At 39.1% G+C, this 14,922-nt stretch carries 11 protein-coding genes; 5 read left to right on the top strand and 6 right to left on the bottom strand.

The genetic code is table 11. The annotated features are described in order from the left end of the window. Nucleotides 1-16: 16 nt before the first annotated feature. Complete coding sequence (locus CXF89_RS06135) at nucleotides 17-1,534, bottom strand: S10 family peptidase (RefSeq protein WP_121954088.1); 1,518 nt, start codon at nucleotides 1,532-1,534, stop codon at nucleotides 17-19. A 365-nt stretch (nucleotides 1,535-1,899) separates the two neighbouring features. Between CXF89_RS06135 and CXF89_RS06130 the strand changes: the two genes are divergently transcribed. The 4 genes from CXF89_RS06130 (at nucleotide 1,900) to mrcB (ending at nucleotide 7,414) form a co-directional block, all read left to right on the top strand. Then, nucleotides 1,900-3,123, top strand: a complete 1,224-nt coding sequence (locus tag CXF89_RS06130; RefSeq protein ID WP_121954087.1) for a diguanylate cyclase domain-containing protein — start codon at nucleotides 1,900-1,902, stop codon at nucleotides 3,121-3,123. A gap of 219 nt (nucleotides 3,124-3,342) precedes the next feature. Beyond that, nucleotides 3,343-3,681 (top strand): P-II family nitrogen regulator, encoded by a 339-nt coding sequence (locus CXF89_RS06125; protein ID WP_004587162.1) that lies wholly within the window; start codon nucleotides 3,343-3,345, stop codon nucleotides 3,679-3,681. A gap of 10 nt (nucleotides 3,682-3,691) precedes the next feature. Beyond that, entirely contained in the window at nucleotides 3,692-4,921 is a 1,230-nt protein-coding gene (locus CXF89_RS06120) for an ammonium transporter (protein WP_121954086.1), read from the top strand. Nucleotides 4,922-5,071: 150 nt separating this feature from the next. Continuing rightward, nucleotides 5,072-7,414, top strand: coding sequence for a penicillin-binding protein 1B (mrcB, locus tag CXF89_RS06115; protein ID WP_121954085.1), 2,343 nt, complete (start codon nucleotides 5,072-5,074; stop codon nucleotides 7,412-7,414). A 65-nt stretch (nucleotides 7,415-7,479) separates the two neighbouring features. On the opposite strand, the gene CXF89_RS06110 is transcribed toward mrcB, so the two are convergent. The 5 genes from CXF89_RS06110 to CXF89_RS06090 all read right to left on the bottom strand — a co-directional run bounded on the left by CXF89_RS06110 (nucleotide 7,480) and on the right by CXF89_RS06090 (nucleotide 14,077). Continuing rightward, nucleotides 7,480-9,321 (bottom strand): methyl-accepting chemotaxis protein, encoded by a 1,842-nt coding sequence (locus tag CXF89_RS06110; RefSeq protein WP_121954084.1) that lies wholly within the window; start codon nucleotides 9,319-9,321, stop codon nucleotides 7,480-7,482. A gap of 178 nt (nucleotides 9,322-9,499) precedes the next feature. Next, the gene (gene hemL, locus CXF89_RS06105; RefSeq protein WP_024589288.1) at nucleotides 9,500-10,780 is read right to left on the bottom strand and encodes a glutamate-1-semialdehyde 2,1-aminomutase; all 1,281 of its coding nucleotides are present in this window, start codon (nucleotides 10,778-10,780) and stop codon (nucleotides 9,500-9,502) included. 33 nt (nucleotides 10,781-10,813) lie between these two features. Continuing rightward, nucleotides 10,814-11,830, bottom strand: coding sequence for an aspartate carbamoyltransferase (locus CXF89_RS06100; RefSeq protein ID WP_007584862.1), 1,017 nt, complete (start codon nucleotides 11,828-11,830; stop codon nucleotides 10,814-10,816). Between the two features lie 114 nt (nucleotides 11,831-11,944). Further along, nucleotides 11,945-12,379, bottom strand: a complete 435-nt coding sequence (locus CXF89_RS06095) for a CopD family protein (protein WP_007584864.1) — start codon at nucleotides 12,377-12,379, stop codon at nucleotides 11,945-11,947. A 15-nt stretch (nucleotides 12,380-12,394) separates the two neighbouring features. Beyond that, nucleotides 12,395-14,077 (bottom strand): chloride channel protein, encoded by a 1,683-nt coding sequence (locus tag CXF89_RS06090; protein ID WP_007584866.1) that lies wholly within the window; start codon nucleotides 14,075-14,077, stop codon nucleotides 12,395-12,397. A gap of 322 nt (nucleotides 14,078-14,399) precedes the next feature. On the opposite strand from CXF89_RS06090, the gene erpA reads away from it, so the two are divergent. Next, a complete protein-coding gene (gene erpA / locus CXF89_RS06085) occupies nucleotides 14,400-14,738 on the top strand; it encodes an iron-sulfur cluster insertion protein ErpA (protein WP_002958911.1) in 339 nt (112 codons plus the stop codon). Nucleotides 14,739-14,922 lie beyond the last annotated feature (184 nt).

Genomic DNA, 14,922 nt, shown 5'->3' with positions numbered 1-14,922 from the left:
TTATGTTTAAAATATTTTAGTATTTAGCCGCTTCCCCTTTCTTAGGTAAAGCGTCCTGTATAAAGTCACGTAAATCGTTATTAGAGCTTTCTAAGTCAGCGTGGCGAAGGTACATCATATGCCCACTTCTGTAGCCTTTAAAGCTCAAACGGTCTTTCATTTTACCGCTTGGGTCTAATTGCCATAACGTATATTTAGCGTCAAAGTAATTGGTTGCACCATCAAAGTATCCTGATTGAATCATCACGTTTAAGTAAGGGTTTTGCGCCATTGCTAAACGTAGATTTTCGCCCGTATTATTACCGGTTCTATCCCATGGGTGAACATTACCAAATAAATTATATTTTACATCTGTTTTATAGTTTAGCTCTTCACGTAAGTAGTGATTAATTGCAGGAGTGAAAGAGTGTAACCAAGAGGTAAGTTCAGCCCAGTAGTCTGGGGATTCACCTGCGCCTCGTTTATCTATTCCTAAATAACGAGAATCTAAGCGACCCACCGTTTGACCACGTTCACGTAGTAGCTCTTTCCAGAAAAATTGAGTTGGAATATCCAAGTTATTTTGTTCAACAAACTTTTCTGATAAGCCTGCGTAGTGTGCCATTTTTGTAATAATTCGACGTTTTTCTTCAGCATTAATAAGGCCACCCTTAACAAGCGCTGGGATTAACTCGTTTACAGTAAACTCTTCAACTTCAGGTAATAACTCATCTAGATCTTTAGCTTGTAAATCGGCTTTAAGTGCTTTGTGATACCAAGCAGTCGCTGCAAAGTAAGGTAGGCGGTTAGCGGCTTTAATCGGGCCGTCGCGCTTAATACCAATATCAGTAGGTGATACGAGAACAACACCGTTTATGTACATCCATTGACTATTTTGAAGCTCATGAGCAAGACCCGATACACGTGTTGTACCGTAGCTTTCACCAATTAAAAATTTAGGCGATCGCCAGCGCTCAGCTCTATTTACAAAAGTATTTAACCACTCAGCAAGGTATTTAATATCGGCATTAACACCAAAAAATAGCTCTTTTTGTTTTGCTTTAGAAGGAAGTTCGCCTTTTTCGTTTTCAAGTACGCGAGAGTAGCCTGTATTTACAGGGTTTACGTAAACAATATCGGCAATATCAAGTACAGAATATAGGTTGTCTTTTACGCCATAAGGTTGAATTGGATAGCCTTCGTCATCAATTTTTAATACGCGAGGACCAGTATAAGCAAGGTGCATCCATACAGAAGCCGAGCCTGGCCCACCATTAAATGAAATAAGTAATGGGCGAGTTGTCCTGTCGTCAACTTTGTCGCGTGTGTAGTAGGTGTATTGCAATGTCGCAACCGCATCGCCTTTATCATCCCATACAGGTTGTGTGCCTGTGGCAACGGTGTAATTAAAGCGTTGACCGTTGATTTTAGCTTTATGTTGAGTAACAACTTTGCTGTCTACATCAATACGACGTTGGTTATCGGCAAGCGTGCTTGTACTGATTATTAATGCAATAACGGTTATCGGTAAACTGATAATACGACTAAGCTTCATTAGGTGTCCTTATTATTGTTGATACACCATTAAAGACATTAATGAGTTAAATAACAAAAGTATTGAGACTAGTGGCCGATAATACTAGTTAAGTAAGTGATTAATACACTTGTAGATTCGTATTAATCACTTCTATAGTTATTTTGGGTTGGGTTTCTTTATTTAGTTAATCACAGAATTCAGGTATATTGCGAGCCTACTTGTATTGGTTTTATATACAAGCTATCACCAAAAAAATCTAATGGATTACGCTTTCAAGCACATAAGTGCACTCTACACCGGATGTTTATGACTAATGCTATTGCAGTAATAGCATTGTATTTGTCGTTTTGTTACAAAATTAATTAAAGGTAAAGAGAAGCTTTATGCAAAGAGTATTAGTGGTTGAAGACAGTAAAGTAGTGCAGCAGGTGCTTCGCCACTTAACTGCACAATACCTTGATGTAGCAATTGATTTTGCTTGGTCTTTAGCAGAATGCGCGACTTATGTAGAAAAGTACGATTATACGCTTGCGTTAGTTGATTTAACTTTGCCAGATGCTCCGCACGGTGAAGTTGCAAAATATACTTTATCTAAAAAAATTCCTACGGTTGTTTTAACCTCAAAAATAGATGAGTACAAGCGCCAACAAATGCTTGAATTGGGCGTAGTTGATTATGTTATTAAAGATAATCGCGATTCTTACCATTATGCCGTTAAGCTCGTTGCGCAATTACTCAGAAATCAAGGCTGTAAAGCACTAATAGCAGATGACTCGTTACTAAGTCGCTCGTTAATGAAGCAAATGCTAGAAAAGCAATTGTTTGATGTAACAGATGCCCACGATGGACAACAAGCACTCGAAATATTAAAAGCTAATCCTGATATAAAGCTACTTATGACCGATTATGCTATGCCCTCTATGGATGGCTTTGAACTTGTCAAAGCGGTACGTAATTTTAGAGGCCGAGACGACTTAGCAATTATTGGCTTGTCGGGCGCGGGAAAGCATGGCCTATCAGCGCGGTTTATTAAATACGGCGCCAATGACTTTTTAACAAAGCCATTTATGAATGAGGAGTTTCATTGTCGTGTACTTCAAACAATGGAGCAGCTGTCGTTAATTTCAGATATTAAAGAAAGCGCACATAGGGATCATTTAACAGGGCTTCATAACCGACGCTATTTTTATCAATATGCAGAAAAGCTTCTTAAAGGTAAAAATCAGAAAAATACTCTTGCATTGCTTGATATCGATTTTTTCAAAAATATTAATGATACGTTCGGCCATGAAGGCGGCGACCAGGCCTTAAAGCAGGTTGGTTCATTAATACGATCTACATTTTCAAACTTTACGGTTGCACGCGTTGGTGGAGAAGAGTTTGCCATAATATTACCTGAAATAGAGTTAGAACGCGGTCGCGAATACTTTGAAGCATTCAGGAAAAAGATGGCTAGTTACGATTTTTCTATTAGCGATAAATCGATTAAAATTACCACAAGTATAGGCTTAGCTGACTTTCAAGACACTAGTTTAACGCAGGCAATGCGTGTTGCTGACAAAGCATTATATCAAGCTAAAAGCCAAGGCAGAAACTGCGTGGTATAACCTTTCTTAATAAAGCTAGGTACGCGATAAATATATAGAGATATATCACGCACCAATGTAGCTGACTTGTTAAATTAACGCACCAAATTGGTGCGTTTTTTTTGATCTTGAGTTTGTATTTTGTATTAACTTGTTGTTTTTAAAAATATAAAAATAGTGGCACAAAGGTTGGATTGTTTAACCCAATAAGATAACAATAAAGAGTCCGAGGGGGCCGCTATGAAAATGATTAGTGCAATCATAAAACCATTTAAATTAGACGACGTGCGTGAAGCACTCGCTGATTTAGGAATTGAGGGGATGACAGTAGTTGATGTTAAAGGTTTTGGACGTCAACGAGGTCATACTGAGTTATATCGTGGTGCAGAATACCAAGTAGATTTTATTCCTAAGATCAAACTTGAAATTGCAACTCGTACTGAAAATTGTCAACGCGTTGTTGAAGCAATCACTAAAATTGCATCAACAGGTAAAATTGGTGACGGTAAAATTTTCGTGTACGACTTGGATCAAATTGTTCGTATCCGTACTGGCGAACTTGACGAAGAAGCAATTTAAGGGGGGTCTCATGGAAAATACAATAATAGAACTAAAGTTTTCACTCGATACCTTCTATTTTTTAATATCAGGTATATTAGTAATGTGGATGGCAGCAGGTTTTGCCATGTTAGAGGCGGGCTTAGTTCGCTCTAAAAACACAGCTGAAATTTTAACTAAAAATGTCGCGCTATATTCAATTGCATGTACGATGTTTTTATTAGTTGGCTACAACATTATGTATGTAGACAATGCCGAAGGTGGTTTCATTCCTTCAATAGGCGCTTTAATTGGTACGCAAGCTGCCGATGCTGACCATTCTTTAGAATCTGACTTTTTCTTCCAAGTAGTATTTGTTGCAACCGCTATGTCGATTGTATCGGGTGCGGTTGCTGAGCGTATGAAACTGTGGGCTTTCCTAGGTTTTGCTGTAGTACTAACTGGTTTTATCTACCCTATTGAAGGTTACTGGACATGGGGTGGTGGTTTCTTATCTGAAATGGGCTTTGTTGATTTTGCAGGTTCTGCAATTGTACATGGCGCAGGCGCAGCAGCTGCATTAGCAGGTGTGTTAATTCTAGGTGCTCGTAAAGGTAAATACGGTAAGAACGGTGAAATATACCCGATTCCAGGTTCAAACTTACCACTTGCTACACTAGGTACATTTATTTTATGGATGGGTTGGTTTGGCTTTAACGGTGGTTCTCAATTACTACTTTCTGATAAAGAAAACGCAACTGCAGTAGGCCAAATATTACTTAATACTAATGCTGCCGCTGCAATGGGTGCTATTGCAGCACTGTTTGTGTGCAAAGTGCTTTGGGGTAAATCAGATTTAACCATGGTATTAAATGGTGCGTTAGCTGGCTTAGTTGTTATTACAGCAGACCCTTTATCACCATCACCATTAATGGCATGTCTACTTGGTCTACTTGGTGGTGCACTTGTTATATTTAGTATCATAGCACTTGATAAAGTTAAGATTGACGATCCAGTGGGTGCTATCTCTGTTCACGGTACGTGTGGCGCATTAGGTATTATGTTAGTACCGCTAACAAATGGCGACGCAAGCTTTGTTAATCAGTTAATTGGTCTAGTATGTATTCTTGCCTTTGTATTTGCAGCATCATTTATTGTTTGGACTGTGCTTAACAAAACAATGGGTATACGAGTAACCGAAGAAGAAGAACTAAACGGTATGGATCAACACGATTGTGGTATTGAAGCCTACCCAGAGTTTGTTTCTGTTCGAAATAGCTAATAGTTTATTTAAATAATAGTGTGTTTACACAAAGCCCTACTTCGGTAGGGCTTTTTTTGTTTCAGGGGGGGTTAACTTTTCGGATGTTAGGATATATCCAATATGCTAAGCTCACACTCGTGAATAACCCTTGGAATAAATTACACTTAAATGGCTGACAATAAAAAAACACCTACCAGTAAACCTGCAGTTAAACGTGCAAGTAAATCGTCAAGCAAGACAAAAAAAGGCACCTCAAAGGGCAGTAAAAAAACAGTGGAAACCACTGTTAAACGCTCTTTTATGAGAAAAACATGGTCAGTGTTTTGGAAACTAAGCTTGGCTGTTTTTATTGCAATGGCAATGTATTTCATTTATTTAGATTCAAAAACAACGCGTATATTTGAAGGTAATAAATGGCAACTTCCAGCGCAAGTGTATGCTCGTTCTATGGAGTTTTATCCGGGGCAATTTTTATCAAGCCAGGAAGTAGTGTTTGAGCTAGAGCGTTTAAATTATTCATCGGTTAATAGATTAAGCCGCACAGGACAGTTTGTTAAAACAGCAGATAGCATCAAGATTGATCGTCGTGATTTTGAATTTTATGATGGCCTTGAAGAATCACATATTATTGAACTTCGCTTTGCAGGGCAAAAAGTTGCGACCATTAAAGATAAATTTGGCAGACGTTTAAACTCTGCCCGTCTAGAGCCTGTGCAAATAGCGCGTATTGGTAATGACTCTAAACAAGATAGAGAATTTGTACCACTAGATAAGTTTCCAGCAATGCTAAAAGATACGCTATTGGTGGTTGAAGACCGTGATTTTTACGAACATCATGGTGTATCAGTGTTTTCTATTTTACGCGCGCTTTATTCTAATATTAAAGCGGGGCGCACCGTTCAAGGTGGTAGTACGCTTACTCAGCAGTTAGCTAAAAATATTTACCTAACACGTGAGCGCTCTTTAGTACGAAAAATAAATGAGGCCTTTATTGCCCTTATTTTAGATTATCGTTATTCAAAAGATCAGATATTAGAAGCTTACTTAAATGAAGTATACCTAGGGCAGTCATACAACCAAGGTGTGCACGGTATGGGGCTTGCTGCTGACTTTTACTTTTCAAAGCCGGTAGATGAGCTTGAGTACGATCAAATTGCTTTGCTGGTGGCAATGGTTAAAGGTCCATCTTATTACAACCCACGTCGCTATAAAGAGCGCACAATGGAGCGCCGAGACTTAGTGCTTCGCCTTATGGTTGAAAACAAGCTACTTAGCACAAAAGAGTACCGTGCATCGCTTAATCGCCCAATTGATATTGCGCCAATGAAAGCGAGTTTACAAAAATCATATCCAGGCTATTTAGAGTTAGTAAACAGAGAATTAAATGAATTATTGCCAGATCAGCAAACACTTGATGCAGGTGTAAGAGTATTTACTTATTTTGATTTGCAAAAGCAAACAGCAATGGAAGAGTCTATTGAAAAGAGCTTACCGTACCTGGAAAATCGTCCTAGAACCGAAAAACTAGAAGCAGCCATGATCTCTGTTAATGTAGAAAAGGGCGGTGTATCTGCACTTGTTGCAGGGCGCGATGTTCGTTATTCAGGGTTTAATCGTGTTTTAGATACAAAACGTAATATTGGCTCGCTGGTAAAACCTGCTGTGTATTTAACCGCATTGCAATTACCACATTATAATTTAGCTACTTTGCTTGATGACTCGCCAGTACAGGTTACAAATGAGCAGGGAAAAGTGTGGCAACCAGAAAATTTTGATCATAAATACCGTGGAGCAATCCCTCTTTATAAAGCATTTAGTAACAGTATTAATATTCCAGCGGTTAATTTAGGCCTCGATGTAGGTGTTGATAAAGTCGCGAAAACACTAAAAGGATTAGGCGCTAAAGGGGCGATAAACGAATACCCATCGTTGCTTTTAGGGGCTGTTGAAATGTCGAGTTTTGAAGTTGCTCAGCTTTATACGACAATTGCTGCAGATGGCGAATATAAAAAGCTCACTGCAATTTCGGCATTAACTGACTCGGTTGGTAAAGTACTTTATAAGCATAAAGTAAATGCAGAGCCTCGTTTTGATAAATCTGCAATGTATATGACTAAATACGCGATGAAACGCGTAACGAAAGACGGCACTGCTAAACGCTTAAATTTACACTTCCCATCAATCCAACTTGCAGGCAAAACTGGCACTAGTAACGATTTACGTGATAGTTGGTTTGCAGGCTTTGATCAAAATACAGTGACGGTAGCTTGGCTTGGTCGAGACGACAACAAAAGCACGGGTTTAACGGGCAGCGTAGGTGCATTAGAAGCATATATTCGCTACTTAAAGCCACTTAATCCACAAGCAATAGCCGATACGCGTCCGCCATCAATACGCTGGGCATTTGTAAATGAGCAAACGGGTAAGCAGGCACCACCAGGATGTGGCAAGGTGATTCAGCTACCACTTAGAGCGAGTGAGTTTGAGCCAAGACCACAATGTATTCGTTAATCTAAGACTACTTTAAACAACGAAGCCGCTTATTTAGCGGCTTTTTTGTGAGTTGTAGTTAACGCTTAAGATTTAAAAAACTGCATTGATTTGGTTAAATCATTAGATAAGCGACTTAGCTGCTGTGCATCTTGCAGCGTTGATTGAGCTGATGTTAGCGTTTGATCTGCTAAATTACTCACCTCTTGCGAATCATTCAATGCTTGTGTTGTCGCATTTGACTGCTGTTTAACACGCTCTGCAATAACTTCACCTTGATGTTTAATGTCGCCCATACTTTGCTCTGCGCTTTGCAATACTTCATTGGTTTGATTGGCTGCTTTTACCGATTGCTCCATTTTTTCAACACTTGAACGCATTTTTTGCTGAGTGTCGTCAGATGCTTGTTGTAAGGAGCTAATAATTTGGTGAATTTCTTGTGTTTGTGTTTGTGTACGCTGAGCAAGAGTTCTTACTTCATCAGCTACAACGGCAAAGCCTCGACCATGCTCGCCAGCTCGTGCAGCTTCAATAGCGGCATTTAGTGCAAGCAAGTTTGTCTGATCGGCTATCTCACTAATACCTTTACTTACTTTGCTAATTTCTTGGCTATCTTGTGCTAGCTTATCGAGCGCTTGTTGGCTCTCTGCAAATTCAATTTGTAGATCTTGCATATATTTAGCAAGCTCCATTGTATTGTCTGAACCTTGCTTTACATGCGCAGCAGCATCTTGCGCAGTAAGCGTTGCTTGATGCGCTGACTCTTCAACAGCAAGTGCGTTTTGAGCCATTTCGCTGAGTGCATTATAAATGGCATTTACTCGAATTTGCTGTTTTGAAACATCATTGCTTGTTTGGCTACTCGCATGTGATAGCGATTTAGTTGCGCCGCATAGCTCTTCTGTACTTGCTTTAACATCAAATAATAAATGTGAAAATGCATTAAGTAATGCATTGTAGCGCGATGCAATAATTCCCATTTCATCATTAGTACTCGAATCTATAGTGGCATTTAAGTCGCCATTTGCGGCTCTGTTAGCGGCATCAGCAAAGCGATTAATAGTATCAACAACTGCAAAATAAAAACCAATCATTAAATAAAATGCAAATAACAAACTAATCAATGAAGCGGCTAAAACAAGATTTCGAGTCCACTGTTGAGTTTGCAGTTTTGCTTCAATAAGGCTCTCAAGCGTTGGAATACTCTTACTAACAAGTTGATTAATACTGCTGTGAACATTGTTTGTTAGTTTAGTAAATTCTGATTGAGTTAACAAAATATCGTCTGGCTCAAGTAGTTTTTCATCTATCGCTTTTTTAAATGCACCAACAGCACTGTGTAAATTATTTAACGAAGGCATGAGCGCTTTATTTACTGATTTGTCAGCATTGGTGGCTACATTGAGTATTTTATCGAGTTGTTTTTCATATAAAGGAAGTGACTTACTAAAATTTGAAAGTGCTATAAACGTATCTGGCGTAAAACGATTACTTGCCAAAACAGTGTTTGCGCTTTGCGCTGTCGAGTTTATTTGCATTATAAGTGCAGGAATTGGCGTGACTAAAGAGCGGTTTACGTAAGCACTGGCTAACTGGCTATCTAATGCTAAGTTAGACTGAATAGAAACAAGTTCAAGTACATCATTTGCTTGATCGTCTTTTATATCAAAACCGAGTGAGCGAGCAATTTTTATATTTTGATTTGCTTCCCCCTGCATTTGATTTGAGAGTATTGACCTGTAGCCTTTTAAACCTTGTTGCTGCATTTTTGAAACAGCGATACTTTCACTTAATAATGAGACTAAAAAAAACAAACTAAGTGCAAGAGGAACGAGTAAAATTCCAAACATTAAGCTGATTTTAGTTTTGTATTTTAAATTTGCCATTAGCTGGATAGCGGGAAAAGAAAATTGGCGTAATCCTGACATAAGGCTCTCTTGTATTTTTGTAATTAGGGTAAAGGTGAATAGACCTTGTTATGCTTAATTATCATTCATTTATAGTACTTTACAAATAAAAAAAGCCCTTTCGGGCTTTTTTCAATCTTTAGTCTTAATTACACACTGTAAAAACAAGCGCTTATAAAATATAAAAAGTAATTTTAACTTAAAGTTTAGCAAACGAGCGTTCTGCTGCTGCTATTGTTTCTTTTACTTCTTGCTCAGTATGTGCAGCACATACAAAGCCAGCTTCAAATGCTGATGGAGCAAGGTACACACCTTCTTCAAGCATCAGGTGGAAAAAACGTTTGAAGCGCTCTAGGTCACACTCAGTTGCTTGTTTGTAGGTTGTTACTTTTTCAGCATCAGTAAAAAAGAATCCATACATGCCGCCAGCATAATTAGTTGTTAATGCAATGCCTGCTTTTTTAGCGCCAGCTTCAAAGCCTTCACAAATTGCTTTAGACGTTGCTTCTAACTTATCGTGTAGACCTGGCTCACATAATAGCTCAAGTGATTTTAAACCTGCAGCCATCGCAATAGGGTTACCAGAAAGAGTACCCGCTTGGTAAACAGGGCCCACAGGCGCAATGTAATCCATTATTTCGGTTTTACCACCAAATGCGCCAACAGGCATGCCGCCGCCAATGACTTTACCTAAACACGTAAGGTCTGGTTTAATGTTGTAATACGCTTGAGCGCCGCCAAGTGCAACACGAAAACCCGTCATTACTTCATCAAAAATAAGTACTGATTTATATTCGTCACACACATCACGCAAACCTTCTAAAAAGCCAGGTACTGGTGGAATGCAGTTCATGTTACCGGCTACTGGCTCTACAATAATACAGGCAATTTCGTCAGCGTATTTTGCAAAAATAGCTTTTACTTCATCTAGGTTATTAAACGATACAGTAAGTGTATGCTTAGCAAAGTCCTCAGGAATACCAGGAGAATTAGGTACGCCCATTGTTAGTGCACCAGAGCCTGCCTTAACTAATAACGAGTCAGCATGGCCGTGGTAACAACCTTCAAATTTTAATATTTTATCGCGGCCGGTAAAGCCACGCGCTAAACGAATTGCACTCATTGTTGCTTCAGTGCCTGAGCTAACCATGCGTACTTTTTCGATTGATGGAACCAGCTCTTTTACTTTTTCAGCCATTAGTATTTCGGCTTCAGTTGGCGCGCCATAGCTAAGGCCATTTTCTACTGCTTCGTGCACGGCTTGTTTAATTGCAGGGTGGTTATGGCCCATGATCATAGGCCCCCAAGAGCCAACATAATCAATGTAACGATTACCGTCGGCATCAAATGTAAACGCGCCTTCTGCTTTTGTAATAAATAGCGGCGTACCGCCTACACCGTTAAAAGCACGAACTGGCGAGTTTACGCCACCTGGAATAGAGGCTTGAGCGCGTTCAAATAAGTCTTGGCTAATTGTCATGAAAAATCCTATAAATTGTCACTTAAAGAGGGTTTAGCTGTCGCGTTTGCGGCTAAACCAAGGTACGTCCACTTCATACTTATCGACTTTATTTTCTACGCCGAGTGTTAAAGCAAACAGTGCCATACGAATTAATACGCCATTTTGTACTTGGCGGAATATTGCTAAATTGTCGTTACTGTTTAAGTCGTTATCAAGCTCGTTGGCTTCTAAGCGACTATCGCGTGGTAACGGATGCATTAATACAGAGTTAGGTTTGCAATGAGCGCTGTAAATAGATTGGCTAATTCTAAAACCGCCACGGTATTTATTTGCTTCTTCTTGTGAAGGAAAACGCTCTTCTTGAATACGTGTTTGGTAGACAATATCGGCTGCTAAATTACCTTCCATCTTGTTTACTAGCTCAATTTTGTGTCCTGCATTTTCTACGGCATCTAAAATGCTCGTTGGCATTTGTAGGCCATCAGGCGCGACCATCGAAAACTTTACGTTTTTATAATGGCACAATAGCTTTGATAGAGAATGCACTGTGCGACCATATTTTAAATCACCCACAAGCGCTATATGCATGCCATCAATATTTTGATCAAAACGGTGTAATTCACGCTCAATGGTTAATAAATCAAGTAATGCTTGAGTCGGGTGCTCATTTGGGCCGTCGCCGCCATTAATAACTGGCACAGTACAGCCATCAGCAAATTCACTTACTGAGCCTGCATCAGGGTGGCGCATAGCAACAGCATCGGCGTAAGCTGAAATAACGCGCGCGGTATCGTAAAGTGATTCACCTTTTGCAAGCGCTGAGCTTTGCATACCTGTAGTTTCACGTACACCACCGCCTAGTAAGTTAAAGGCTGTACCAAAGCTAACTCGCGTGCGAGTACTTGGTTCAAAAAACAAATTAGCTAAAATAGCGCCTTTAAGCACCGTTGTTTGCTTTTGTTTTTTAGCATAAGGCTCCATTTTTTTAGCTACTGCAAAAATACGTTCAATGCAGTCTCTGTCTAGCTGATTTACAGACAGTATATGTTCGCCTTGGAAACTTAACATGGGGTAATTCCTAATCAATCAAATGGGCGCGATAATCCATAAATGGAGCACGCAATCGCGCGTGTTATAGCAAGTATTGTAAATTGCAGCGCAGTTTAACATGCACCGAAACGCTTATAAATTAGGTTTTATTACCGCAAGTGCCACTATGATGAGCAGCGCAATAACAGGGAGCTCATTAAAAATACGGTAAAAGCGGTCTGTTTTAGTGTTTCGGTCATGTTTAAAGTCACTTAATAACTTAAAACAGTAGCCGTGGTATAGGTATAAAATAATTACCAGTACAAGTTTGTAATGTAGCCACATACTGTATTTAAACCAATCACGACCATATTCAACAATGGTTAACACACCAAATACAGCCGTTAAAACAGCAAATGGGGTTACGAAATAAAGTAACCTGCGCTCCATAACTTTAAGCATAGAGTTACATGATCTTTCTTCGCTCATTGCGTGATATACAAATAATCGAGGCAAGTAAAAAATACCGGCAAACCACGCAATCATAAAAAATATGTGGAGTGTTTTATAAATCAATAATGCGCTCATAATAGTCCTTATTGCTTAAAGTAAGCTGTTACGAATGGTTAAAATATGATGAATTTGATCCCAGCGTAATAGCCCCATAATTTGTTGATTATCTAAAAGGTTATAAACGTAAAGCGCGCCACTTCTTTTATCTTTTAGTATATCGAATGCATCGGCTAGGGTGGCTTGGCTGCTGATGCCCTGCAAGCTAATGTAATTTATATTTATTGCTTCATCAGACATTAGCGTTAAATCGTATTCAGCGAGGCGATAGCCATTTTCTTCGTCAAAAACAATCAAGGGTGTTTGGCTATCCATGGCATCAAGCGTATTTTTTATTTGCTCTTTATCGTCTGAGTAAAGCAATTTAAAGTCTTCATCCATATCATCCATTATTCCCACTTTTTGTAATGCTTCGGTAGCGGGAGATACATGGTACGGCAATCCCTGAAAATCTAATTGCTGCAAAAATATGGAGCGATTTCCAAAAAATTGTAATGCAGTTACATATGCAGTGGTTATAACTATCATCGCAGGAACGATTATTTCAGGTGATGATGTAAGCTCCATTACTGTTGTTAATGCAGCAAGCGGTGCATGCAGTGTAGCCGCTAATAATCCAGCCATACCTAAAACCCCATACGTACCCGCAATATCAGTACCCGGGCTAATATATTGAGCAAAAAAGGCCATTAATGTCCCAATTAATACACCAAGCCCAATTACCGGACCAATTAAACCACCAGGAATACCCAAACCAATAGCAAACAATGTGGCAAGTAGTTTAGCTATTAAAATGGTAGTAAGCAGCTTTACGTTATCAGGCGATTCAACCGCGATAGTAATCGCACTCATACCAGAACCCATAGCATGAGGCACCGCGTAAGCTATCAAGCTGGCAATACACCCTGCAATTAGTAAACGAGGAAACATACTTAAAGGTTTAAATGTTTTAATAATTAGCATTAAGTTTTGATTAAAGCTAAATGCTATAGCGCCCAGCGCCATACCGCATAATATTAAATAAGGGTAATGCCAACCACTTAATGGCGCTATTGTAATGAGTGCAAGTTCAGAGCCTTCACCAAAAACAAACTGCGTAGCGAGTGCACCAGTAACAGCAGCAAGCATGATTGGCACAAATATGTGTACTTTATATTCTCGAAGTACCACTTCCATTACAAAAATAACGGCTGCAAGTGGGGTATTAAACGAAGCGGCTATACCTGCTGCAACGCCGCAACCACTTAAAGTACGCATGGCGTTATGCGGTAAATGTAGTTTATCCGCTAAAATACTCGCACCTGTTGCGCCCATATGTACGGAAGGCCCTTCTCGGCCAACCGAAAAACCGCTAATGAGTGCAAGTGCGCCACCAACAAATTGATTAACCGTATTGTATAAAGGCATTTGCCCGTAATGGCGTTTAATACGATGAATAACAAAAGGAATGCCTAAACGGTAATGTTTAAAGCCAGTAAATGCAGCAAAGCACGCAATTAAAAATGCGGCTATTAATGGCATTAAAACGCGTTCAAGAGTCGGTAGGGTAGTAAAGTCGTCAGGTGTTTCCAAAAATAAGCTTTGAAAAAACAAAATAGTTAAGCGAAATAAAATAATAAAAAATGCAGCAATTAATCCGGCAACTACGCCTAATAAGCATAATTGTACAGATGTTTTAGGTTTTGCCAGTCGACGCCTGAGTTGCTCAAGCCACATGCATTATTTCCTCGCCGCATTTTTCAGCAGCATTTTAGCAAAAGAGTTTAGTTAAGTCCTTGTGATTTTGAATTTTTCGTAACTTATATTAACAATTTGCAGTAAAGATTAAGACCTATTTTTTATAACTAAAATTTTTAATGAATTTATAGTTTACAAGGGTCGCTTTTAGTTTGCTTAAGTATTATTTTAGTGAGCTAATGTTTAACCACTTTTTTACTAATTTATAGGTATAACTTAGAGTAAAGAGTTGTTTTACTATACTTGATTAAAACACTCGGGTATTAGATAATCACGCCATTGCGATATTGAGGGTTTTAAAATGTCTGAAGAATTACCAATTAAGTTCAGCGATGCAGCTGCTGTTCGCGTTAAACAGTTAATCGACGAAGAAGAAAATCCAGATTTAAAACTGCGTGTTTATGTAACAGGTGGTGGTTGTTCTGGTTTTCAATATGGTTTTACTTTTGATGAAAAAGCGAATCCTGGTGATTTAGAAATTGTAAAAAATGGTGTAACACTCGTTATCGATCCAATGAGCATTCAATATTTGGTTGACGGTGAAGTTGATTACACTGAAGGATTAGAAGGCGCACGCTTTTTTGTATCTAATCCTAATGCAACAACAACCTGTGGTTGTGGTGCAAGCTTTAGCGTTTAACAGCCAAACGCTAAATAGAATGAAGCCGCTTTTGCGGCTTTTTTAATGCCTACAAATCGGTTGGGGCATATTCGGTTATTTGCATTATCAATACAAAAAAGCCAAGTACAAAAGCAGAAAACGCTAAAATGTATATGAAGCCTTTTTTGCCTTGCTTAATTGGTACGCCGTTGTGGCGCAAAAA

Origin of the sequence: Pseudoalteromonas sp. MelDa3 (assembly GCF_002863625.1) — a bacterium.
Classification (GTDB): domain Bacteria; phylum Pseudomonadota; class Gammaproteobacteria; order Enterobacterales; family Alteromonadaceae; genus Pseudoalteromonas; species Pseudoalteromonas arctica.
The sequence above is the reverse complement of the archived record's forward strand: the minus strand, read 5'-3'. Positions and strand labels throughout refer to the sequence as shown.

What these genes read in the sequence shown, in the direction of transcription:
- hemL (WP_024589288.1), bottom strand. Translation starts at nt 10,780, where the DNA reads ATGACAATTAGCCAAGACTTATTTGAACGCGCTCAAGCCTCTATTCCA.
- CXF89_RS06090 (WP_007584866.1), bottom strand. Translation starts at nt 14,077, where the DNA reads ATGTGGCTTGAGCAACTCAGGCGTCGACTGGCAAAACCTAAAACATCT.
- CXF89_RS06135 (WP_121954088.1), bottom strand. Translation starts at nt 1,534, where the DNA reads ATGAAGCTTAGTCGTATTATCAGTTTACCGATAACCGTTATTGCATTA.
- CXF89_RS06120 (WP_121954086.1), top strand. Translation starts at nt 3,692, where the DNA reads ATGGAAAATACAATAATAGAACTAAAGTTTTCACTCGATACCTTCTAT.
- CXF89_RS06095 (WP_007584864.1), bottom strand. Translation starts at nt 12,379, where the DNA reads ATGAGCGCATTATTGATTTATAAAACACTCCACATATTTTTTATGATT.
- mrcB (WP_121954085.1), top strand. Translation starts at nt 5,072, where the DNA reads ATGGCTGACAATAAAAAAACACCTACCAGTAAACCTGCAGTTAAACGT.
- CXF89_RS06100 (WP_007584862.1), bottom strand. Translation starts at nt 11,830, where the DNA reads ATGTTAAGTTTCCAAGGCGAACATATACTGTCTGTAAATCAGCTAGAC.
- CXF89_RS06130 (WP_121954087.1), top strand. Translation starts at nt 1,900, where the DNA reads ATGCAAAGAGTATTAGTGGTTGAAGACAGTAAAGTAGTGCAGCAGGTG.
- CXF89_RS06125 (WP_004587162.1), top strand. Translation starts at nt 3,343, where the DNA reads ATGAAAATGATTAGTGCAATCATAAAACCATTTAAATTAGACGACGTG.
- erpA (WP_002958911.1), top strand. Translation starts at nt 14,400, where the DNA reads ATGTCTGAAGAATTACCAATTAAGTTCAGCGATGCAGCTGCTGTTCGC.
- CXF89_RS06110 (WP_121954084.1), bottom strand. Translation starts at nt 9,321, where the DNA reads ATGTCAGGATTACGCCAATTTTCTTTTCCCGCTATCCAGCTAATGGCA.